The sequence below is a fragment of the Streptomyces sp. NBC_00647 genome (assembly GCF_045207245.1).
Classification (GTDB): Bacteria; Actinomycetota; Actinomycetes; order Streptomycetales; family Streptomycetaceae; genus Streptomyces.
In genome coordinates this window covers 3,395,639-3,416,676 of record NZ_CP109040.1, presented here as the reverse complement: position 1 = coordinate 3,416,676, position 21,038 = coordinate 3,395,639, and the positions used below count along the sequence as shown (strand labels likewise).

Genomic DNA, 21,038 nt, shown 5'->3' with positions numbered 1-21,038 from the left:
CAAGTTGGGCAGAAGTCCACACCACTGACCCCACCAGCAACCACAGGAGGGAGCCCGGCCATGACGGAGTCGAGCGCCGAGCCCAGCACCGGTACGGGCCCCGGGACGGACACGGCGACGAACACCGGCACGCGTACGGACGCGGCGGCCAGTGGCGGGGTGAGCGTCCCCTTCCGCGCCGGGCGGGAGGGCTACGCGAGCTTCAGGATCCCCGCGGTCGTCGCCACCGGAACCGGCACCCTGCTGGCCTTCTGCGAGGGCAGAGTCGGTTCCGCGCACGACCACGGCGACATCGACATCGTGCTCAAACGGTCCGCGGACGGCGGCCGCACCTGGGGCCCGCTCCAGGCCGTCGCCAAGAACGGCGCCAACCTCGCCGGCAACCCCGCGCCCGTCGTCCTCGACACGGGCCGCGTCCTGCTCGTCCATGTCCGCAGCGCGGCCTCCGCGTCCGAGGACGCCCTGCTGCGCGGCAAGGTGAAGGCGGCCGACGGGCGGCGCGTATGGGTGCAGCACAGCGACGACGACGGGCTCACCTGGTCGGCCCCGAAGGAGATCACCGGGCAGGTGAAGAAGGCCGGTTGGCGCTGGTACGCCACCACGCCCGGGCACGCCGTCCAGCTCGGCTCCGGCCGGGTGCTGGTCCCCGGCAACCACACCCTGCCGCCCACGGGCACGGACAACGGCACCGAGGCGAAGTACAACAGCGGCCACTGCCTGCTCAGCGACGACCGCGGCGCGACCTGGTACCTCGGCTACCTGGACGAGAACACCAACGGCTACGTCAACGTCAACGAGACCACCGCGGCCGAACTCCCCGACGGCCGCGTCTACTTCAGTGCCCGCAACGACTCCCCGTCGCCCGGCAACCGCGCCGACGCCCACTCCCGCGACGGCGGCAGAACCCTGGTCAGGCCGTTCCGCCCGCAGGCCGGCCTCGTCACCCCCGTCGTCCAGGGCAGCCTCCTCCAGCTCCGCGACCCCGACCTGCTCCTGTACTCCGGGCCCGCGGATCCGGCGTTCCGCGCCGTGATGACGATCCGTGCCTCGGCCGACGGCGGCACCACCTGGCGGTCAGTGCACACGGTGGACGGGCTGCCCGCCGCGTACTCCGATCTCGTGCGCGTCGACGCCGAGACCGTCGGACTCCTCTACGAGACGGGTGACTTCGGCGCCTACGAGACGATCGCCTTCCGGCGCGTCCCGGTGGCCGGGCTCGGGTGACCGCGGTCACCCGGGGAGCGCGGCCACCTGAGGCGCACGGCCGCAGCGCGCGCACGTAAAGTCGGCCCATGACCTCTACTGACAGTGCACAGAAGGCCCCCGCGAAGGACCCCTGGGACCTGCCCGACGTGTCCGGGCTCGTCGTCGGCGTGCTCGGTGGCACCGGTCCGCAGGGCAAGGGCCTCGCCTACCGGCTCGCCAAGGCCGGGCAGAAGGTGATCATCGGCTCGCGCGCCGCGGACCGTGCGCAGAGCGCGGCCGAGGAGCTCGGCAACGGCGTGGAGGGAGCCGACAACGCGGAGACCGCGCGCCGCAGCGACATCGTGATCGTCGCCGTGCCGTGGGAAGGTCACGGCAAGACCCTCGAATCGCTGCGCGAGGAGCTGGCCGGAAAGCTCGTCGTCGACTGCGTGAACCCGCTCGGCTTCGACAAGCAGGGCGCGTACGCGCTGAAGCCGGAGGAGGGCAGCGCCGCCGAACAGGCCGCCGCCCTGTTGCCCGGCTCCCGGGTCACCGCGGCCTTCCACCACCTCTCCGCCGTGCTGCTCGCGGACCCGGAGATCGAGGAGATCGACACCGATGTGATGGTCCTCGGCGAGGAGCGGGCGGACGTCGAGATCGTCCAGGCCCTCGCGGGCCGCATCCCCGGCATGCGCGGCGTCTTCTCCGGCCGCCTGCGCAACGCCCACCAGGTCGAGGCCCTGGTCGCCAACCTGATCTCGGTGAACCGCCGCTACAAGGCCCACGCGGGTCTGCGGGTGACGGACGTATAGGTCGCGTGGGGGACACTGGTCGAAAGCAGTGTCCCCCCGACAGGAGCCGACCCCATGCCCCGCCTCGCTCTCTACGCCCTCGCCGTCTGTGTCCTCTCCGTGGCCGCGGCCGTCGTCTCGTTCGTCCAGGGCAGCTGGCTGGGCGTCGTGTGGGTGCTGATCGCGGGCCTGTCGTCGAACATGACCTGGTACTACGCGCGGCGCGGCCGGGCGTAGCGGCCGACCGGGACTCCGGACAGGTCAGGAGTCCAGGCAGCCGGTCAGGACTTCAGACAGATGTCGTTGTTCTCCTGCCAGAAGCGGTAGAGCCACTGGCCGCAGTCCGCTTCACCCGGGCCGATGCCCAGGCCGCCCAGGACGGCGTCGATGATGTCGAAGAACTCGCGGTTCACCGACGGGATCCACAGCACCGCGAACACCGCGAGCAGACCGAACGGCGCGAAGGGCTCGACCTGACGGCGGACGCCGTACGACAGCCAGGGCTCGATCACGCCGTAGCCGTCCAGGCCCGGGACCGGCAGGAAGTTCAGGATCGCGGCCGTGACCTGGAGCAGCGCGAGGAACGCCAGCGCGTAGCGGAAGGCTTCCGGGACGCCGTCCAGGGCGTGCAGCCAGAACGGCGCCGTGCACACGACGGCGAACAGGACGTTCGTCAGGGGGCCCGCCGCAGAGATCAGGCTGTGCTTCCAGCGGCCCTGGATGCGGCCCCGCTCGATGAAGACCGCGCCGCCCGGCAGCCCGATCCCGCCCATGATCACGAAGATCACCGGCAGCACGATGCTCAGCAGCGCGTGCGTGTACTTCAGCGGGTTCAGGGTCAGATAGCCCTTGGCGCCGATCGAGATGTCGCCGCTGTGCAGGGCGGTGCGGGCGTGCGCGTACTCGTGGAGACAGAGCGAGACGATCCAGGCGGCCGTCACGAACAGGAAGACGGCCATACCGGGCAGCTCGGCGAATCCGGTCCAGGTCGCCCAGCCGGTCACCGCCATGACGGCCACGATCCCGACGAAGACGGGGCTGATCCTCCGGTCGCTGCGGCGGGTCACGGCGGTGGTCATGGGGCTCCCTGGACTGGCTGGGCTGACGCATGTGTGCTCGGGCCTGCCCGACCGTACCGGGCTCACGCCGAAAACGTCTCGCCATCGGACATTGGTTCCGGGGAGGGTGGGGGGATGGGGCGAAGGCAAATCTGTTGGCGGGTACGGCACGACGGACCCGGGGACGGAGCGGGACCCGGCCCCGGCCGAGGGGTCGGGAGGACCGGTCCGCCCACCGGCGAGCGGCACGGTGCCCGGTGAGCGGCGCGGTGCCCAGTGGCCCGGGACGACCGGCACGGTCCGTACGATCCACCTGGTGCACCAGGACTTCCCGGAGACCGCGCCCGGCTCGCGCACCTGGGTACCGGTGCCCGCGTCGCGGTCGCCGGCGGCGGCGGACAGCGGCCCCGAGCGGTTCGGCGACGGCCGGGCCGGCGTCCTCGCCGAACTCGAACTCCACGTACCCGACCCCCGCACCTGATGCCACCGGAGACAATGGACCCCGTGCGCTATCGCATCCTCGGCACCACCCAGGCACTCCGCCCCGACGGCACGTCCGTCCCGGTCGGCGGGGCGCGGCTGCGTGCCCTGCTGACCGTCCTCGCGCTGCGGCCCGGGCGGACCGTTTCGGCGGCCGTCCTGGTCGACGAGGTGTGGGACGGCGACCCGCCCGCGGACGCGCCCGGCGCGCTGCAGGCGCTGGTCGGGCGGCTGCGCAGGGCGCTCGGTGCCGACGCGGTGGAGTCGGTGGACGGCGGCTACCGGCTGGCGGTGTCCTCCGACGACGTCGACCTGCACCGGTTCGAGCGGCTCGCCGGCGAGGGCATCCGCGCCCTCGCCGACGGCGACCCCGCCAAAGCGGCCGCCGTCCTGGACGACGCTCTCGCCCTGTGGCACGGACCCGCCCTGGCCGACCTCCCGGACCGCACCGCCGAGTCGGCCCGCCGGGAGACCCGGCGTCTCGACGTCCGCCGTGCCCGACTCGGCGCGGCCCTCGCCCTCGGCCACGCCGAACAGGCCCTGCCCGAGCTCACCGCCCTCTGCGATCTGCACCCGCTCGACGAGCCGCTGCACGTCCTGCGGCTGCGCGCTCTCCGCGACGCGGGCCGGCCCGCCGAGGCCCTCGCCGCCTACGAGTCCGTACGCGCGCTCCTCGCCGATCGCCTGGGCTCGGACCCGGGTCCGGAACTGCGTTCCCTGCACGCGGAACTGCTGGCCGGACCCCGGGAGCGTTCCGGCACCGGAACGCCCGCCCCCGCCTCTGCCGCGCCCGCCTCCGCCGGAGGCGCCCTCACCCCGGCCGCGGACAGCGCGGCCTCGGCCGAGGGCACCGGCGTCGGCACCGGCGCCTCAGGCACCGCCGTGGCACGCGCGAGCGCCGGCCGCCTGGTCCCGGGCGCCGGGCACCCGACTCCGGGCGCCGGGCACCCGACTCCGGGCGCCGGGCACCCGACTCCGGGCGCCGGGCACACGGCCCCGGAAGGCCCCGGACCGGCCGAAGGCGGAGCCGCCCACCTCCCGGGCCCGGTGGACACCATCCGTGCCCGCCCCGCGTCGCCGCCGCCCGGCAACCTCCGGGCCCGGCTCACGTCCTTCGTGGGACGGGAGCCCGACATCGATGCCATCCGGGGCGATCTCGCGGGGGCCCGGCTCGTGACCTTGCTCGGGCCCGGTGGGGCGGGCAAGACACGGCTGTCCCAGGAGGTGGCGGAGGCACTGGCCCCCACCCTGCGGGACGGGGTGTGGCTGGCCGAACTGGCGCCGGTGGACGACCCGAAGGCCGTGCCCGAGGCCGTGCTGACCGCGGTCGGCGCCCGCGAGACCGTGCTGCGCGGCGCAGGTGCCGAGGAGATGCGGGCCGTGGCCGACCGGCACGACGACCCGCTCACCCGGCTCGCCGAGCACTGCGCCAAGCGCCGGATGCTGATCGTCCTCGACAACTGCGAGCATGTCGTCGAGGCCGCCGCGCGTCTCGCCGAGGCGCTGCTGGAACGCTGCCCGGGACTGACGGTGCTCGCCACCAGCCGTGAACCCCTCGGCGTACCGGGGGAGTTGCTGAGACCCGTGGATCCGCTGCCGGAGCCCGTCGCGCTGCGGCTGCTCGCCGACCGGGGAGCAGCCGCCCGGCCCGGCTTCCGTGTCGAGGACGACCCCGGAGCGGCCGCGGAGATCTGCCGGCGCCTCGACGGTCTACCGCTCGCCATCGAACTCGCCGCCGCGCGGCTGCGGATGCTCACCCCGCGGCAGATCGCCGACCGGCTCGACGACCGGTTCCGGCTGCTGACCTCGGGCAGCCGCACCGTGCTGCCCCGGCAGCAGACCCTGCGTGCCGTCGTCGACTGGTCCTGGGACCTGCTCGACGAGGCCGAACGGGACGTCCTGCGGCGGCTGTCCGTCTTCGCGGGCGGCTGCGACCTCGCCGCCGCCGAGGCCGTCTGCGGCCCGGCCGCACTGGACGTCCTCGGCTCGCTCGTCGACAAGTCCCTTGTCGTCGCGGCCCCTTCGGGCGAAGGGGAGACGGAGATGCGCTACCGGCTCCTGGAGACCGTGGCCGAGTACGCGGGGGAACGCCTCGACGAGTCCGGCGGCCGCCACGCCACCGAGCGCGCCCACCTCACGTACTACCGCGAACTCGCGCGCACCACCGACCCCTTGCTGCGCGGCCCCGGACAGCGTGCCGCGATCGACCACATCGAGCGCGAGTACGAGAACCTGCGCACCGCCCTGCGGCACGCCGTCGCCGAACGCGACGAGCAGGAGGCGCTGTGCATGGTCCTCTCGCTGGCCTGGTACTGGCAGATCCGCGACCAGCGCGTCGACGCCCGTGCCTGGTCGATGGAGGTGATGGGCCTCGGCCCCGACCCCTTCGCACCGCCCGTGCGCCCGGCCGTCCCGCTGTACGAGCGCTGTACGGACGCGCCACCGCCGATGCGCGAGGAGGTCCTCGAAGAGGCCCGGCGCGGCGTCCACCTCGTCCATCTCGCCTATATGGACATGGACATGGGGGCCTGGCAGACCCCGGAGGCCCAGGAGAAGCTCCGTACCATCAGTGCGACCTACGAGCCGGGGATGCCGCAGACCTGCCGCACCCCCGGCTACCTCTGGTTCTACGCCGTGCTGCTCACCGGCACGATGGAGCGGTTCACCGAGGTGATCAACAAGACGGTCAGCACCTGCCGCGAACTCGGCTACGACTGGGAACTGGCCACCGCCCTCCAGATGCGCGCCAACATCCTCGCCAACCGCGCCGACATGGCGGGCGACGCCACCGTGGACGCCGACGAGGCACTGGAGCTGTTCGGACGCATCGGTGACGCCTGGGGCGCCGCCGAATCCCTCTCCGCGCGCGGGGAGGCCCATGAACGCAAGGGCGACTTCCGGGCCGCCGCCGCGGACTACGCGGAGGCGGGGAAGTACGCCGAGCGTCTGGGAGCGCGCGCCCAGACGGCCGTGCTCGACGTCCGGCTCGGCTGCATGTACATGGAGCTGGGGCAGGCCGAGCGCGGCGAGCGGCTGATCCGCGACGTCCTGGCGAACGGACACGGCGCCCACAACGAGGCCATGCCGGCGGCCCACCTCTTCCTCGCGACCTGGCTCGGCCGCAGTGGCCGGATCGATGAGGCGCGCGAGCAGATTTGGCTGCTCCGCCAGGACTTCGGGGCCGGCTCCTTCGTCCTGTTCGACGGGTTCATGCTCGGCATCGAAGCCTGGCTGGACGCGATCGAGGGGCAGAGCGAGAGCGCCCTGGACAAGGTGCGCGTGGCTCTGGAGCGGTCCGCCGACCGGCTGTCGCGGATGATCGCGCCGCACATGCCCTCCGCCCATCTGACGACGGCGGCCATCGCCCTCGACGAACTGGACGGCGGCCGTCGCGCCCCGGACGCGGCCCGGCTGCTGGGCGCCGCCGACGCCCTGCTGCCGCCGGGCCATTTCGCCGGTCCCATGGAGGTCGAGGTGCGCGAGCGGGCCGAGGCGGGCGCGCGGGCCGTGCTCGGCGACGCGGCGTACGAGGCGGCATACGCGGAGGGCGGTGGCCTCTCCCTGGAGGAGGCCACCGCCCTCATCTGAGGCGCGGACGCGAACCGGCGCGCCCCGGCCCCGGTGACGGGGCCGGGTCCGTGCGTGGGACGTCAGCTCTTGGTGCGGAACTTGTGGATGGCGACGGGTGCCATCACCAGGGTGAGGGCCAGCGACCAGCCGAGCGTCACCCACAGGCCGTGCGCGACCGGACCGCCCACCATCAGCCCGCGTGCCGCGTCCGCGAGGGAGGACAGCGGGTTGTACTCGGTGAAGTTCTGCAGCCAGCCCGGCATCGACTTGGTCGGCGCGAAGATCGACGAGCCGAACTGGAGCGGCATCAGCACCAGGAAGCCCATGGCCTGCACGGACTGCGCACTCTTCATGATCACGCCGAGGGTGAGGAACACCCACATCAGGGCTGAGCCGAAGACCGCCGACAGGGCCACGGAGGCGAACAGACCGGGCCAGTTGGTGATGTGGAAGCCGACCAGGACGCCGACGATCATGAGGATCGCGGTCGCGATCAGCATCCGCATCACCTCCACCGAGATCTTGGCGAACAGCACCGAGCCGCGCCCGATCGGCAGGGACCGGAACCGGTCCATGACACCGGAGTTGAAGTCGGTGTTGAAGCCGGTGCCCACTCCCTGGGCCATGTTCATGCCCATCATGGCCATCAGGCCGGGCACGACGTACTGGACGTACGCCTCCTGTCCGCCGCCGAGCGACTGCCCGATGGAGCCGCCGAAGACGTAGACGAACAGCAGCGTGAAGATGACCGGGAACAGGATCGCGTCGAACATCGACTCCGGGTCCTGGCGGATCCACAGCAGGTTGCGGCGGATCAGCGCGCCGGTGTGGCGGGCGTGCGCGCGGAGCGAGATGCGGGGGTCGGCCTCGACCGTGAGGGGGGCTTCGACCATGGCGGTGCTCATGCGGAGACCTCCTCGTAGGCGCGGGCGGGGGTCTCGTCCTGCGGGGCACTGGCCTTGTGGCCGGTGAGGGAGAGGAACACCTCGTCCAGACTGGGCAGTTCGGTGGAGATGGAGGCGATCGTGATGCCGCGGGCGGTGACCGCGCCGACGACGGCGGTGAGCTGCTCGTCGCTGAGGATCGGGACCAGCACGCTGCCGGTCTCGCTGTCCACGATCGTCGTGGCGAGGCCGGTGAGCCCCAGCTCGTCGAACATGGAGGCCAGCGGGCGCAGTTGCAGCGGGTCCACCGGGCGGATGCGCAGCGTCCGGCCGCCGACGCGGGCCTTCAGCTCGTCGATCCGGCCGTTGGCGATGACCTTGCCGCGGTCGATGACCGTCAGCTCGGAGGCGAGCTGCTCGGCCTCCTCCATGTACTGGGTGGTGAGCAGCACGGTGACGCCGTCGGCGACCATGCGCTTGACCTCCTGCCACACCTCGTTGCGGGTGCGCGGGTCGAGGCCGGTCGTCGGCTCGTCCAGGTAGAGCACGGCCGGGCTGCCGATCATCGAGGCGGCGAGGTCGAGCCGGCGGCGCATACCGCCGGAGTACGTCGACGCCGGGCGCTTGGCGGCCTCGGTGAGGGAGAAGCGCTCCAGGAGCTCGTCGGCCCGCCGGCGGGCGTCCTTGCGGGGCAGGTCGAGCAGCCGCCCGATCATGTAGAGGTTCTCCCAGCCGGGGAGCTTCTCGTCGACCGAGGCGTACTGGCCGGTGAGCCCTATCACCCGGCGCAGCTGCCGGGGCTGCTTCAGCACGTCGTAACCGGCGACCGTGGCCTGTCCGGCGTCCGGGGTGATGAGGGTGGACAGGCAGCGGACGAGGGTGGTCTTGCCGGCGCCGTTGGGACCCAGCACACCGAGGACGGTGCCCTCGCGCACATCCAGGTCGACCCCGTCCAGCGCCTTGGTCTCGCCGTAGTGCTTGACCAGCCCCCGTACGGTGACGGCGCTGCGGCCGGTCGCAGCTTGTCGGGGCGTGTTGTCGATTCGCGTCATGTCCATCAAGGTGCCAGTCGCCACCGACAAACGACCGACAGGACGCCTACAGGTCCGCGCCGCTACCGATGGGTCGCCGACAGTCGGCCGACAGGGCGTGGAGGGGAAGCGGAAAGGCGGCAACCCGCCGACGGGGGAAGATCGGCGGGTTGCCTTGGTGCCGCAGTGGCTCGGGGGCCTCGGTGGGCCTAGTGGACGGAGTGCTCCTCCAGCGGGAACGTCCCGCCGACCACGTCCTCGGCGAACGCCTTCGCCGCGTCGCCCATGACACGGCGCAGGTCGGCGTACTGCTTGACGAACTTCGGCACCTTGCCGCCGGTCAGGCCGAGCATGTCGGTCCACACCAGGACCTGCGCGTCGGTCTCGGGGCCCGCGCCGATGCCGACGGTCGGGATGTGCAGGGTGCGCGTGACCTCGGCGGCGAGCTCCGCCGGGACCAGTTCGAGGACGACGGCGAAGGCGCCCGCGTCCTGGACCGCCTTGGCGTCCCGCAGCAGCTGCTGCGCGGCCTCCTCGCCCCGGCCCTGCACGCGGTAGCCCATGGAGTTCACGGACTGCGGGGTCAGGCCGATGTGCGCCATCACCGGGATGCCGGACTCGACCAGCAGCTCGATCTGACGGTGCGAGCGCTCGCCGCCCTCCAGCTTCACCGCGCCCACCCCGGCCTCCTTGACCAGGCGGGTCGCCGAGCGCAGCGCCTGCACCGGACCCTCCTGGTAGGACCCGAAGGGCAGGTCGCCGACGATCAGGGCGCGACTGGTGCCCCGTACGACCGCTGCGGACAGCAGGGTCATCTCGTCCATGGTGACGGGGACGGTCGTCTCGTACCCCAGGTGGCAGTTGCCCGCCGAATCGCCGACGAGCATGACCGGGATGCCGGCCTCGTCGAAGACGGACGCGGTCATCGCGTCGTAGGCGGTGAGCATGGGCCACTTCTCACCGCGCTCCTTGGCGGCGGTGATGTCGCGCACCGTGATACGGCGAGTGCTCTTGCCCCCGTACAGCGCCTTGCTGTCGGTGGCCTTGAGGGCACCCTCGGCAGACTGCTTCGGGGCAGCCGAAAGCTGCGTCATCGCAACGGCTCCTTCTGTCATCTCGAGGCACCCTGACGGCGTCCCCGGATCACCTCCATGGTGGCACCTCGTGTCACGCGGGGCTAGACCGGGCCCGGCGGCCTCCGTGTCGCTCTCGCCACGCCCGCCCCGCCGGGCGGGCCGTCTCCGACCGGAGACCTAGGTCCCTTCGTAAGTTCTGCGTAAAGCCTTTCCAATACGGAACGGTGCCGTATCGAATTGGTTCTAGGGTGGTCGTCATGACAACTTCCGCTCCTCCGCCCGATCGACGCGTGCCCGAGGCGGTGCACCGGCGCCGCTGGGCGATCCTCGGCGTGCTCATGCTGAGCCTGCTGATCGTGGTGCTCGACAACTCCATCCTGAACGTCGCGATCAAGACGATCTCGACCCCGGCGCCCACCGGCCTCGGTGCCACGCAGGGTGAGCTGGAGTGGGCCATCAACGCCTACACCCTCGTCTTCGCCGGGCTTCTGTTCACCGCGGGCCTCCTCGGTGACCGGCTCGGCCGCAAGAAGGTGCTGCTCGGCGGTCTCGCCGTGTTCGGCCTCGGGTCGGCGCTGGCCGCCGAGTCCGGCTCGCCGGTCCAGCTCATCGTGTTCCGCGCGCTGATGGGTCTCGGCGCCGCCTTCGTCATGCCGGCCACCCTCGCCGTCCTGATGAACGTCTTCGAGCGCGACGAGCAGCCCAAGGCCATCGGCATCTGGGCCGGCGGCGTCGGTCTCGCCATCGCGATCGGCCCGATCACCGGCGGCGTCCTGCTCGACCACTTCTGGTGGGGCTCGGTGTTCCTCATCAACGTGCCGATCGTGCTGCTCGCGATAGCCCTGATGATCTGGCTGGTCCCGGACTCGCGCGACCCGAACCCGGGCCGTCTGGACCCGGTCGGTGTCGTCCTCTCCGTCATCGGCCTCGTCCTGCTCGTCTACGGCATCATCAAGGGCGGCCAGCTCGCCGACTTCACCGACCCGAAGGTCCTCGCGACCATCGGCGCGGGACTCGTGGTCCTCATCGGCTTCGTGATGTTCGAGAAGCGCAGCGACCACCCGTCCATCGACGTGACGTACTTCAAGAACAAGGTCTTCTCGGCGGCGATGTCGGCCATCGCGCTGGTCTTCTTCGCGCTGATGGGCGTGACCTTCTTCTCGGTCTTCTACACCCAGAGCGTCCGCGGCTACTCGCCGCTGCAGACCGGTCTGTTGATGCTGCCGCTGGCCGCGGCCCAGATCATCTTCGCGCCGCGCGCCCGGCTGGTCGTCGACCGCTTCGGCAACCGCGCCACCTGCACGGCGGGCCTGGTGATCATCGCCGCGATGCTGGCCGCGTTCGCCACGCTGGAGGCGGACACCCCGATCTGGCTTCTCGAGGTCATCTTCTTCCTGATGGGCACCGGTATGGCGCACATCATGACCCCGACCAGCGTCGTCATCATGCAGGCGCTGCCGCGCGAGAAGGCCGGCTCCGCGTCCGCGCTCAGCAACACCTTCCGCCAGGTCGGCGGCGCCCTCGGTATCGCCGTCCTCGGTTCCGTGCTCTCCACCGCCTACCGCAACGGCATCGAGGACAAGCTCGGCCTCGTCCCGGCCCCCCTGCGGCACACCGCGGGCGAGTCCATCGAGGCCACCCTCGGGGTCGCCGCCAAGCTCGGCCCGCAGGGCAAGGCACTCGTCACCCCGGCGAACGACGCCTTCCTGCACGCCATGCACGTCACCGCCCTGTGCGGCGCGGGTGTCGCGGTCATCGGCGCGGTCGTCGTCGCCCTGTTCCTGCCGGGCCGTCCGGCGGCCCCGCACCAGGGCGAGGACGAGGCCGAGTTGGTGACGGCGGACCTCGGACAGGACTGACGACGGCGTCCGGGGCCGCGCGGGCACCCCTCACCGGGTGCCCGCCGTCGCCGTACATCGGAGAGAATGACACCAGGTCGACGATGGGAACGGAGTTCGACGTGAGCCTCGCGGACAGCCGGGACAGACAGGGGTGCCCCACCCGGGGCCGTCCTCGGAGCGAGGCCGTGGAGCGCGCCATCATCGAGGGCGTCATGAAGCTCCTGGAGGAAGGGGTTCCGCTCGCGGACATCTCCATCGAGCGTCTCGCCCGCACCGTCGGGGTCGGCAAGGCGACGATCTACCGCCGCTGGAGCGGCAAGGAGGAGCTCTTCGTCGACGTGCTGCGCGCCGCCGAGCCCTCGGACCCCGAACTCCCCGGCGTCTCCATGCGCGAGGACCTCGTCGTCCTGCTGGAGTCGCTGCGCCGGCGCGGCCTGGTCAGCCGCTCGTCGGCGATCCTGCACAACGTGCACGCGCAGATGAAGAGCAGCCCCAAACTGTGGGCCGCGTACGACGCCACGGTCATCGCCCCGAGGCGCCAGCTGGGCTACGAGGTGCTGCGCCGCGGCCAGGAGAACGGCGAACTCCGCGTCGACGTCGACATCGAGCTGCTCAACGACATGTTCGTCGGCCCGATGCTCGTCCGGACCGTCATGCGCCCGGACACCGAACTCTCCGAAGGGCTCGCCGAACAGATCGTCGACACGCTGCTGGAGGGCCTGCGCCCCGCCCGGCCGTGACGCGCCCGGTTTCTGACGGGTCGAATGTGCGCGTTTCGTCACAGAGGGCGCATCGCGGGCCCGTATGCGGAACTCCGGGCGGGAAGTTGGACGTCCCCTTGCCTGTACGGCCGTCACGGACGGCGAGAACGACACCGAACATCCCCTAGGGTCGTAGTCGAGGGGCAGACGGTGCGCACGGCAGTTTGTGAGGCGACGGTATGGCGCAGGCGTATATGACGGAGACGGGCAGCGGCGGCCAGGGGCCGGACCGCAGAGAGTCCCGGCTTCGACGCCTGCTCGACGGCTGGCGCGGCGACCGCGGCATCTGGCGGCGCGGGCTGATCCTCGCCGCGATCGCGCTCCTGCTCGCCCTGGTGATGCTGACGCACGCGCAGATCCCGAACCGGATCGGCAACCTCGGCAGCCTCACCGAGACGTTCCTGCCGTGGCTCGGGGTGTTCATCCCGGTCCTGCTGGTCCTCGCCTTCGTGCGGAAGTCCGCCAGTGCCCTGATCGCCGTGGTGGTGACGGGCGCGGTCTGGCTGAACCTCTTCGGCGGACTGCTCACCGACAAGACCGGCGCCGGCGGCGATCTGACCGTGGCCACCCACAACGTCAACGCCGACAACCCGGACCCCTCCGGCACCGCCCGCGACGTGGCCGCCTCCGGTGCCGACGTGCTGGCTCTGGAGGAGCTGACGGCCTCGGCCGTGCCCGTGTACGAGAAGGCGCTCGCGTCGACGTACAAGTACCACTCGGTGCAGGGCACCGTCGGGCTGTGGAGCAAGTACCCGCTCAGCGCGGCCCGGCCGGTGGACATCAAACTGGGCTGGACGCGCGCCATGCGGGCGACCGTGACGGCGCCCGCCGGCCGGGCCGCGGTGTACGTGGCCCATCTGCCCTCGGTGCGGGTGAAGATGAAGGCCGGGTTCACCGCCCGGCAGCGCGACAAGAGCGCGGACGCGCTGGGCGAGGCGATCGCCGGCGAGCCCGTGAAGCAGGTCGTCCTGCTCGGTGACCTCAACGGCACGATGAACGACCGGGCGCTCAACGCCGTCACCGCCCAGATGCGCTCCACCCAGGGCGCGGCGGGAACCGGCTTCGGATTCAGCTGGCCGGCGTCGTTCCCGATGGCCCGGATCGACCAGATCATGGTCAGGGACATCGAGCCGGTGACCTCGTGGACCCTGCCCGAGACCGGCAGCGACCACCTCCCGGTCGCGGCCCGCGTCCAGCTGGACGCAACCGCTTCGTAACCCCTGGAGCACCTCCCGGAATACTTCGCCGGGCATCATTTGTTCAGCGACTGAACTTAATGTTCTGATCGACCCGTGACCCGCGCACATCGCTGTGCGCGGGCACGTCCGTGCGCGCCCGTGTCTCCCGCATACCGCCCGCGTCGGCACGGAGCCCCGCTCGTCCCCGCTCCTTGGAAAGGCCTCTCATGCCTCTGGCCCTGCTCGCCCTCGCCGTGGGCGCCTTCGGCATCGGCACCACCGAGTTCGCCATGATGGGCCTGCTGCCCGATGTCGCGGACGACCTGCACATATCCATCCCGGCCGCCGGACACCTGGTCTCCGCGTACGCGCTCGGCGTCGTCATCGGCGCCCCGCTGCTCGCCGCCGCCACCGCCCGGATGTCCCGCCGCACGGTCCTCATCGCCCTGATGGGCCTCTTCGTGGCGGGCAACGCGCTCTCCGCCCTCGCCCCCGACCACCACTGGCTGCTCGCCGCCCGCTTCCTGAGCGGCCTGCCGCACGGCGCCTTCTTCGGCGTCGGGGCCGTCGTCGCCACCGGCCTGGTCGCCCCCGAGCGCAAGGCCCGCTCCGTGTCGCTGATGTTCCTCGGACTGACCGTCGCGAACATCGCCGGCGTCCCGGTCGCCACCCTCGTGGGGCAGCACCTGGGCTGGCGGGCCGCCTTCCTCGGGGTGAGCGTGATCGGCGTGGCCGCCATCGCCTCGCTGTTCCTGCTGATCCCGCAGGCCCCCGCGCACACCCCCTCCGGCGGCCTGCGCGGCGAGCTCGCCGCCCTGCGCTCGCTGCCCGTCTGGCTCGCCCTCGGGACCACGGTCGCGGGCTTCGGGGCGCTCTTCTCCGCGTACAGCTACATCGCGCCCATGCTCACGGACGCCGCCGGATACGCCGAGGGCAGCGTGACGCTGCTGCTGGCGCTCTTCGGGGTCGGCGCGACGGTGGGCAACCTGCTCGGCGGCCGCCTCGCGGACCACTCCCTGCGCGGCACGCTGTTCGGCGGCCTGGTGTCCCTCGTCGTCGTCCTCGCGCTCTTCCCGGTCCTCATGGGCGCCCAGTGGAGCGCCGCCGTCGCGGTCACGCTGCTCGGCACGGCCGCCTTCGTCACGGGCTCGCCCCTCCAGATGATGGTCATGGAGAAGGCCTCCGCCGCGCCCTCCCTCGCGTCCTCCGCCAACCAGGCGGCGTTCAACCTCGCCAACGCGGGCGGCGCGTGGATCGGCGGGCTCGCCCTGGCGGCGGGCTTCGGCGCGACGGCGCCGGCGGTCGCCGGGGCGGGGCTCGCGGTTGTGGGGATCGCCGTGGCGGGTGCGGCGTACGCGGTGGACCTGAGCCGTACGGCGCGGCCGGCCCGGCGCGCACGTGTGGTCGCCACGCGCGTACCCGACCGGCAGGGGGCGCTGCGCCCCTGAACGGTCAGCCCTCCGTCTCCGGGAGGTCGAAGCGGGCCAGGTCGCGCAGCCAGACGCGGGCCGAACTGTCGGACGGCGCGCGCCAGTCACCGCGCGGTGAGAGCGAACCACCGGCCGAGACCTTCGGCCCGTTCGGCATGGCCGAGCGCTTGAACTGCGCGAACCCGAAGAAGCGGCGGAAGAACACGTCCAGCCAGCGCCGGATCTCCGGCAGGTCGTACGCGACCCGCTCGGCCGCCGGGAAGTTGGGCGGCCAGGCACCCGCGTCCGCGTCGTGCCACGCGTGCCACGCCAGGAAGGCGATCTTCGACGGCCTGAAGCCGTAGCGCAGCACGTGGAACAGGGTGAAGTCGTGCAGCGCGTACGGGCCGATCTTCGACTCGGTGGACTGCATCTCCTCGCCTGGCACGAGCTCCGGGCTGATCTCCGTGTCGAGGATCGCGGCGAGCGTCCGGTCGGTGTCCTCGCCGAACTGCCCGCTGCCGATGACCCAGCGGATCAGATGCTGGATCAGCGTCTTCGGCACACCCGAGTTGACGTTGTAGTGACTCATCTGGTCGCCCACGCCGTACGTGGACCAGCCGAGCGCGAGCTCCGACAGGTCACCGGTCCCGAGCACGATGCCGCCCCGCTGGTTGGCGAGCCGGAACAGGTAGTCGGTGCGCAGTCCGGCCTGCACGTTCTCGAAGGTGACGTCGTACACGGGCTCGCCGGAGGCGAAGGGGTGGCCCATCTCGTCCAGCATCAGCCGGGCGGTCGGCGTGATGTCCAGCTCGGCCGCGGTGACGCCGAGGGAGCGCATCAGCTCGTGCGCGTTGCCCTTGGTGTGGTCGCTGGTGGCGAAGCCGGGCAGGGTGAAGGCGAGGATGTCGCTGCGCGGGCGGCCCGCCCGGTCCATCGCGCGGGCGGCGACGATCAGGGCGTGCGTGGAGTCGAGACCGCCGGACACCCCGATGACCACCTTCGGGCCACCGATGGCCGCGAGCCGCTGCTGGAGCCCCGCGACCTGGATGTTGTAGGCCTCGTAGCAGTCCTGGGCCAGCCGGTCGGGGTCCGCGGGCACGAAGGGGAAGCGCTCGACGCGGCGGCGCAGGCCCAGGTCGCCGGTCGGCGGGTCGAGCCGGAACGACTGTGTCCGGAAATCGGCGGTGCGGGCGGCGTGGGTGCGGCGGTTGTCGTCGAAGCTGCCTGTCCTGAGCCGCTCCTGACGCAGCAGGTCGAGGTCGACGTCCGCCACCGCGAACTGGTCGTCGAGCGGGAAGCGGCCGGACTCCGCCAGCAGCGCCCCGTTCTCGTAGATCATGGTCTGGCCGTCCCAGGACAGGTCGGTCGTCGACTCGCCCAGGCCGGCCGCCGCGTAGACGTAGGCGGCGATACCGCGTGAGGACGCCGAGCGGCACATCAGCTTGCGGTCCTCGGCCCGGCCGACGGTGATCGGGCTGCCGGAGAGGTTGGCGAGGACGGTGGCGCCCGCCAGGGCCGCCTCGGCGCTCGGCGGCACCGGCACCCACATGTCCTCGCAGATCTCCGCGTGCAGCACCAGGCCCGGCACGTCGTCGGCGGCGAACAGCAGGTCCACGCCGAACGGCACGGACTCACCGCCGACCCGGATCGTGCCGCCGCGTTCGTCGTCGCCCGCGGCGATCTGCCGGGCTTCGTAGAACTCCCGGTAGTTCGGCGGGTACGACTTGGGAACGACACCGAGGACGCGGCCGCGGTGCACGACCACCGCGCAGTTGTAGACCCGGTTGCGGTGGCGCAGCGGGGCGCCCACGACCAGGACCGGCAGGAGTCCCGCCGACCCCGTCACCACCGCCTGGAGCGCCTCCTCGACCTGGTCGAGCAGCGCGTCCTGCAGCAGCAGGTCCTCGATCGAGTAGCCGCACAGCCCCATCTCCGGGAAGACGGCGACGGCCACACCCTCCCCGGCGCATCTGTGCGCCTGGCGCAGGACCGCCTCGGCGTTGGCCTGCGGGTCCGCGATGACGGTGTGGCCCGTGCAGGCGGCGACGCGTGCGAAGCCGTGCTGATAGAGCGACCGGAAGTTCAGAGGAGGCACCCGGTCAGTGTAATCGTCAGAGCGACGCGATGTGGTGCGGGGTGTGGGGTGGACCGTCTTCCACGGCGGACCTCGGGTGCCGGGGGTGCCGGGCCCGGTCGGCCGCGATCCCGGCGTGGCGAGAAGGGCGTCTTTCGCCGAACGGGCGCACAGCGGGCGCGGATCCCGGAGAACGCGCGATGCGCCCGCCTCCACTGGAGAGGCGGGCGCATCGTCCGTGAACGCCGGTCAGTGACGGGAGTACGACTCGACGTAGCCCGGGGCGGGGGAGCCCACACCGGTGACGTCGTCGTAGCCCTTCACGGCCTTCAGGGAGCTGTCCTTGCCGAGGCTGCGGACGGAGGTGAGGACGCCGTCCGCGGCGTCGAAGCCGTTCGCGAAGTCGACACGCGCCACGGCGAGTCCGGAGCCCGTGGGCTTGTCCGTGACGTCGTGGTACGCCTTCGAGCCGATCTTGGAGTAGATCGACGGGTTGGCGAAACCGATCGCCTTGCCGCCGCGCGCCTCCTGCGCGAGCGCCTGGACGGCCGCGATCACCGGCGCGGCGAGCGAGGTGCCGCCGATCCGGTACTCGCTGTACTGCTCCGTCCCGTCCGGGAAGGTCTGCGTCTGGCCGACCTTGAAACCGGTGTTGGGGTCGGCGATCGCCGCGATGTCCGGGACGACCCGGTTGCCCGCGGCGTTGTTGGCGTTGGCCAGCGCGTTCGGGACGACACCCTTCTGGTAGTAGGGCTCCGCCACCGTCTTGCTGGTGCCGCCGCCCGCGCCCGAGGTGAACGCGCCCGGGAATCCGGTCCAGCTCTTGCCGTCCTCGGACAGCGAGGCCTTCTCGGTGCCCCAGCCGGTTTCCCACAGGTACTTGTCGCCCTTGCCGACCGCCAGCGAGGTGCCGCCGACCGCCGTCACCCACGCCGAGTTGGCCGGGGTGTCGACCTGCTTCGTCCCGGTGTTGGCGACCTCGTCGCCGTTGTCGCCGGAGGAGAAGTAGAAGCCGATGCCCTCGACCGCGCCGAACTGGAAGACCTGGTCGTAGGCCGCGGCGAGGTCCGGGGTCTGGTTGGCCTCGATGTCGCCCCACGAGTTGGAGACGATGTCGGCCAGGTGCCCGTCGACGATCTTGTTGAGCGAGTCGAGCAGATCGTCGTCGTAGCAGGAGGCGGCACCCACGTACGTGATGCTCGCGCCCGGCGCGACCGCGTGCACGGCCTCGACGTCGAGGGTCTCCTCGCCGTACCAGCCGGCCGCCCCGCACTCCTCGGTCTTCGTGTACTTCTTGGGCAGCACCTGACGCAGCTGACCGCTGGTGTACGCGGCGTCGCCGTGCTTCGCGGCGTAGGTGGCCGCGTCGAAGGCGATGGTCGGCGAGGCGTACGCGTCGGTGATGGCGACCCGCACGTTCTTGCCGGTGCGCGTGCCCGCTCCGTACGCGGCGCGCAGCTGCTTGCCCGTGTACCCCTTGACCGCGTACGGGATCTTCGTTCCGTACGCGTCCGGCAGGGTGCTCGCGACGTTCGAGCCGTAGTACGAGGAGAACGGCCCGGAGTTCTTGAACACCGCGTCCGGAGGCGGCAGTTGATCGGCGTGCGTCGCCTTGTGCGGGGCGTTGTCCAGGCCGGTGACGGTCAGGACGGCGCCGTTCAGGGCGGCCGGCGCGGAAGCCGTCTTCGACGGCGCCCGGTAAGTCTTCTTGCCCTTGGCGTAGTTGTGCAGCTGCGTGCCGAACGCCTTCTCGGCGGCGGCCACGTCGCCGGTCACCGAGACGTAGTGCTGCGTCGTCCCGGTGACGGTCAGACCCGCCGACTTCAGCCATGAGGTCACGGCCGTGACCTGGGCCTTGGTGGCGCCGAAACGTGCCTGCGCCTTCTTGGCGCTCAGGTATTTCCCGTACGAAGCCGAGTGCGGGTCGGACACGGACCTGGCGTACGCGGCCAGTCCCTTGGCGTCCCGTCCGGCGAGGTACACCCGGGCCGAGACCTGGGAGCTGTCGGACGCCGCTCCCTTGTCCGCCTTGGCCGTCGCCCACGCGGGCCTGGTGCCCGCGAGGGTGTCCCGGCTCGGGCCGTCCGCGGCGTGGGCCGCGGGTATGCCGAGCGCCAGCGCACCGGCGAGCAGAGGCAGTGTCGCCGCCATGCTCACTCCGGCGCGCGCGGTGGCGCGGTTGGATCTCATAGAGCCCCCTGCGATGCGGTTCGTCGCATGTAGTGGTTGGTCGGTGATCCACGCGAGACCCTCGCGCCCCACCAGGGCGGGAGGAATGGATCACAGATGGGGGCCACTCTTTCGATGAACCGTTCATGCCAGGGGAATGAACAAGCCAAGGAAAGCCCAAGTGGCCGCGATTGGCGGCTGTTTGAGGTGATTTGGGATGGGTTCTTGACCACAATCGAGGGTTTTCCCTCTGTCTCGTCCCGGGCTCTGTAAAGAGGTGCCCGTCTTCTGTAAGCGGATCGAGTCCCTGGAGCGTGTTGGGGATGTGAAGCAGCTGGAGTTCGAGGAGTTCTACCGCCGCGGGCGGGACGTCTGTCTGAGGGCGGTCCTCGCCGCGGTCGGCGACCGGCAGCTCGCCGAGGACCTCGTGGCCGAGGCGTTCGCCCGCGCCTGGGCGGCCTGGCCCCGGGTCCGCGGCCATCCCGCCCCCCGCGCGTGGATCGTCCGGACAGCGCTCAACACCCGTGTCTCGTGGTGGCGTCGGCGCCGGCACGAGGTCGCGCTCGGCGACCACGACGGCCGGGACACCGCCGGCGCGGAGCCCGACGGAGCCGGGCTCGACCCCGGGCTGCTGGCCGTGCTGCGAGAACTGCCGCGCCGACAGCGGGAGGTCGTCGCGCTGCGGGTCTTCCTCGACCTCGACACGGCGACCACGGCGAAGACGCTCGGCATCGCGCCCGGAACCGTCACCGCCCATCTGGCCAGGGCCGTCGGGACACTCCGCGGCCACCTCGTCACCCTCGACACCCCGGAGGCAGGATCATGAACGGAACCGACGACGACAGGGACGTCCTGGACGCCCTGAAGGGTTCCCTCGACGACGTCGCCATGGTGGTGCCCGTCGAACGGATCGTGGCCGAGGGCCGCGCGGTCCGGAGGCGGCGCGGGCGGCTGGCCGTCGCGGCCGTGGGCGTCACCGCCGCCGCGGGCCTCGCGCTCGGCGCGCCGGGCTACGGCCACCCGTCCACCGCCCCGCCCGCGGGCGGGGACGCCGAAGCCGTCGCGTTCACCGTCGCCAAGCGGTCGGACGGCAAGGTCGCGGTGACCTGGACCAAGGAGCAGTACTTCAAGAACCCGACGGGACTCCAGAAGGCGCTGCGCGGGGCGGGATTCCCCGTCCTCGTGAAGACCGGGGTGTTCTGCAAGGGACCGGACGACCGCACGGGGGTCGACGAACACGGCTCGGGAGCGGGGGTCGAGGACGTCGTGAAGCGGGAGAGGCGGGACGACGGCACCGTCGTCTTCGTCTACGACCCGGCGGCCATGCCCGCCCACACCCAGCTCTTCATCGGCTACCTGAACCGGGCCCAGCTCGCCGTCACCCAGGGACGGCCCGGCTCGGTGGAGCGGCTCGTACCGGCCGGCGTCCACCTGAAATGCGGTACGGACTGGCGCGGCTGACCGCGCGGCGGCGGAGGGGCGGGGTGAACGGTCCGGGGCGCTGCCCCGGACCGTTCCACGCACCCGG

17 protein-coding genes are annotated in these 21,038 nt (G+C 71.8%); 11 read left to right on the top strand and 6 right to left on the bottom strand.

Going from position 1 to position 21,038, the window contains the following annotated elements; genetic code table 11:
• The first annotated feature begins 60 nt into the window (after positions 1-60).
• The 3 genes from OG788_RS15045 to OG788_RS15035 all read left to right on the top strand — a co-directional run bounded on the left by OG788_RS15045 (position 61) and on the right by OG788_RS15035 (position 2,213).
• Complete coding sequence (locus OG788_RS15045; protein WP_406371286.1) at positions 61-1,224, top strand: exo-alpha-sialidase; 1,164 nt, start codon at positions 61-63, stop codon at positions 1,222-1,224.
• 68 nt (positions 1,225-1,292) lie between these two features.
• Positions 1,293-1,997: an NADPH-dependent F420 reductase gene (npdG, locus tag OG788_RS15040; protein ID WP_406371285.1), complete on the top strand. Its 705-nt coding sequence runs from the start codon at positions 1,293-1,295 to the stop codon at positions 1,995-1,997.
• Between the two features lie 54 nt (positions 1,998-2,051).
• Positions 2,052-2,213, top strand: coding sequence for a hypothetical protein (locus OG788_RS15035; protein WP_406371283.1), 162 nt, complete (start codon positions 2,052-2,054; stop codon positions 2,211-2,213).
• Between the two features lie 44 nt (positions 2,214-2,257).
• On the opposite strand, the gene OG788_RS15030 is transcribed toward OG788_RS15035, so the two are convergent.
• Entirely contained in the window at positions 2,258-3,055 is a 798-nt protein-coding gene (locus tag OG788_RS15030; protein WP_351539712.1) for a site-2 protease family protein, read from the bottom strand.
• Here OG788_RS15030 and OG788_RS15025 point away from each other — a divergent pair.
• Complete coding sequence (locus OG788_RS15025; RefSeq protein WP_406371281.1) at positions 2,985-3,515, top strand: DUF6578 domain-containing protein; 531 nt, start codon at positions 2,985-2,987, stop codon at positions 3,513-3,515. The two genes, OG788_RS15030 and OG788_RS15025, sit on opposite strands and share 71 nt — an antisense overlap.
• 14 nt (positions 3,516-3,529) lie before the next feature.
• Positions 3,530-7,102 (top strand): AfsR/SARP family transcriptional regulator, encoded by a 3,573-nt coding sequence (locus OG788_RS15020; RefSeq protein ID WP_406376754.1) that lies wholly within the window; start codon positions 3,530-3,532, stop codon positions 7,100-7,102.
• A gap of 62 nt (positions 7,103-7,164) precedes the next feature.
• Here the strand turns inward: OG788_RS15020 and OG788_RS15015 are convergent, their stop codons facing one another.
• The 3 genes from OG788_RS15015 to panB form a co-directional block, all read right to left on the bottom strand.
• Positions 7,165-7,989, bottom strand: coding sequence for an ABC transporter permease (locus OG788_RS15015; RefSeq protein ID WP_351539715.1), 825 nt, complete (start codon positions 7,987-7,989; stop codon positions 7,165-7,167).
• Positions 7,986-9,020 (bottom strand): ATP-binding cassette domain-containing protein, encoded by a 1,035-nt coding sequence (locus OG788_RS15010; protein WP_406371279.1) that lies wholly within the window; start codon positions 9,018-9,020, stop codon positions 7,986-7,988. The genes OG788_RS15015 and OG788_RS15010 overlap by 4 nt, the downstream gene beginning before the upstream one ends.
• 188 nt (positions 9,021-9,208) lie before the next feature.
• Positions 9,209-10,093: a 3-methyl-2-oxobutanoate hydroxymethyltransferase gene (panB, locus tag OG788_RS15005; RefSeq protein WP_351539721.1), complete on the bottom strand. Its 885-nt coding sequence runs from the start codon at positions 10,091-10,093 to the stop codon at positions 9,209-9,211.
• A gap of 239 nt (positions 10,094-10,332) precedes the next feature.
• Here panB and OG788_RS15000 point away from each other — a divergent pair, with 239 nt between their 5' ends.
• The 4 genes from OG788_RS15000 to OG788_RS14985 all read left to right on the top strand — a co-directional run bounded on the left by OG788_RS15000 (position 10,333) and on the right by OG788_RS14985 (position 15,303).
• The gene (locus tag OG788_RS15000; RefSeq protein WP_351539724.1) at positions 10,333-11,934 is read left to right on the top strand and encodes an MFS transporter; all 1,602 of its coding nucleotides are present in this window, start codon (positions 10,333-10,335) and stop codon (positions 11,932-11,934) included.
• A gap of 101 nt (positions 11,935-12,035) precedes the next feature.
• On the top strand, positions 12,036-12,656 hold the full coding sequence (locus OG788_RS14995; protein ID WP_406371276.1) for a TetR/AcrR family transcriptional regulator: 621 nt from the start codon (positions 12,036-12,038) through the stop codon (positions 12,654-12,656).
• 200 nt (positions 12,657-12,856) lie between these two features.
• Entirely contained in the window at positions 12,857-13,894 is a 1,038-nt protein-coding gene (locus tag OG788_RS14990; RefSeq protein WP_351539735.1) for an endonuclease/exonuclease/phosphatase family protein, read from the top strand.
• 188 nt (positions 13,895-14,082) lie between these two features.
• Positions 14,083-15,303, top strand: coding sequence for an MFS transporter (locus tag OG788_RS14985; RefSeq protein ID WP_406371275.1), 1,221 nt, complete (start codon positions 14,083-14,085; stop codon positions 15,301-15,303).
• A 4-nt stretch (positions 15,304-15,307) separates the two neighbouring features.
• Here the strand turns inward: OG788_RS14985 and OG788_RS14980 are convergent, their stop codons facing one another.
• Positions 15,308-17,353: an NAD(+) synthase gene (locus OG788_RS14980; RefSeq protein WP_406376753.1), complete on the bottom strand. Its 2,046-nt coding sequence runs from the start codon at positions 17,351-17,353 to the stop codon at positions 15,308-15,310.
• Positions 17,354-17,590: 237 nt separating this feature from the next.
• The gene (locus tag OG788_RS14975) at positions 17,591-19,531 is read right to left on the bottom strand and encodes a protease pro-enzyme activation domain-containing protein (RefSeq protein ID WP_406371273.1); all 1,941 of its coding nucleotides are present in this window, start codon (positions 19,529-19,531) and stop codon (positions 17,591-17,593) included.
• A gap of 256 nt (positions 19,532-19,787) precedes the next feature.
• Here OG788_RS14975 and OG788_RS14970 point away from each other — a divergent pair, with 256 nt between their 5' ends.
• Together OG788_RS14970 and OG788_RS14965 are read left to right on the top strand one after the other, a co-directional pair.
• On the top strand, positions 19,788-20,336 hold the full coding sequence (locus OG788_RS14970; RefSeq protein WP_406371271.1) for a sigma-70 family RNA polymerase sigma factor: 549 nt from the start codon (positions 19,788-19,790) through the stop codon (positions 20,334-20,336).
• Positions 20,333-20,971, top strand: a complete 639-nt coding sequence (locus tag OG788_RS14965) for a hypothetical protein (RefSeq protein WP_406371270.1) — start codon at positions 20,333-20,335, stop codon at positions 20,969-20,971. Before OG788_RS14970 ends, OG788_RS14965 begins: the two co-directional genes overlap by 4 nt.
• Positions 20,972-21,038 lie beyond the last annotated feature (67 nt).

Coding starts and splice junctions, on each gene's coding strand:
- OG788_RS15025 (WP_406371281.1), top strand. CDS start 2,985: ATGACGGCCACGATCCCGACGAAGACGGGGCTGATCCTCCGGTCGCTG.
- OG788_RS15000 (WP_351539724.1), top strand. CDS start 10,333: ATGACAACTTCCGCTCCTCCGCCCGATCGACGCGTGCCCGAGGCGGTG.
- OG788_RS15020 (WP_406376754.1), top strand. CDS start 3,530: ATGGACCCCGTGCGCTATCGCATCCTCGGCACCACCCAGGCACTCCGC.
- OG788_RS15010 (WP_406371279.1), bottom strand. CDS start 9,020: ATGACGCGAATCGACAACACGCCCCGACAAGCTGCGACCGGCCGCAGC.
- OG788_RS14965 (WP_406371270.1), top strand. CDS start 20,333: ATGAACGGAACCGACGACGACAGGGACGTCCTGGACGCCCTGAAGGGT.
- OG788_RS14990 (WP_351539735.1), top strand. CDS start 12,857: ATGGCGCAGGCGTATATGACGGAGACGGGCAGCGGCGGCCAGGGGCCG.
- OG788_RS15030 (WP_351539712.1), bottom strand. CDS start 3,055: ATGACCACCGCCGTGACCCGCCGCAGCGACCGGAGGATCAGCCCCGTC.
- OG788_RS14975 (WP_406371273.1), bottom strand. CDS start 19,531: ATGAGATCCAACCGCGCCACCGCGCGCGCCGGAGTGAGCATGGCGGCG.
- panB (WP_351539721.1), bottom strand. CDS start 10,093: ATGACGCAGCTTTCGGCTGCCCCGAAGCAGTCTGCCGAGGGTGCCCTC.
- OG788_RS15035 (WP_406371283.1), top strand. CDS start 2,052: ATGCCCCGCCTCGCTCTCTACGCCCTCGCCGTCTGTGTCCTCTCCGTG.
- OG788_RS15015 (WP_351539715.1), bottom strand. CDS start 7,989: ATGAGCACCGCCATGGTCGAAGCCCCCCTCACGGTCGAGGCCGACCCC.
- npdG (WP_406371285.1), top strand. CDS start 1,293: ATGACCTCTACTGACAGTGCACAGAAGGCCCCCGCGAAGGACCCCTGG.
- OG788_RS15045 (WP_406371286.1), top strand. CDS start 61: ATGACGGAGTCGAGCGCCGAGCCCAGCACCGGTACGGGCCCCGGGACG.
- OG788_RS14985 (WP_406371275.1), top strand. CDS start 14,083: ATGCCTCTGGCCCTGCTCGCCCTCGCCGTGGGCGCCTTCGGCATCGGC.